1 protein-coding gene is annotated in these 276 nt (G+C 66.7%); it reads left to right on the top strand.

Going from position 1 to position 276, the window contains the following annotated elements; translation table 11 throughout:
• A partial coding sequence (locus tag QSV36_RS21440) for a toxin VasX (RefSeq protein WP_289134260.1) occupies window positions 1-276 on the top strand: 276 nt, incomplete at both ends.

The raw sequence follows: 276 nt of genomic DNA, 5'->3' as shown, positions 1-276 counted from the left end.
GGAAATCTGGCAAGCCTACGAGGTTGCGGCAGCCGGGACCCTCAAGCGTTTCCCGGTGTCGCAGATGCCCCTGGCGCCACCCAGGCCAGTGCCCCAGTGGTGCGCCACCGAGGGCCATGACGTCATCGCCTCGTTCATCAACATCGATACCCTGCTCTACCGCAAAGCCTGGATCGCCTTCGCCAACGACCCCTGGCCGCGGGTGGTACTCGACCGCTACCGGCAAGGTATCGCCAGCGGCGACCCGGGCACCCTCGCCCGCTTTGTCGAGGTGGA

Origin of the sequence: Pseudomonas sp. BCRC 81390 (genome assembly GCF_030341915.1) — a bacterium.
Lineage (GTDB): Bacteria > Pseudomonadota > Gammaproteobacteria > Pseudomonadales > Pseudomonadaceae > Aquipseudomonas.
This window is presented reverse-complemented; position numbering and strand designations above follow the sequence as displayed.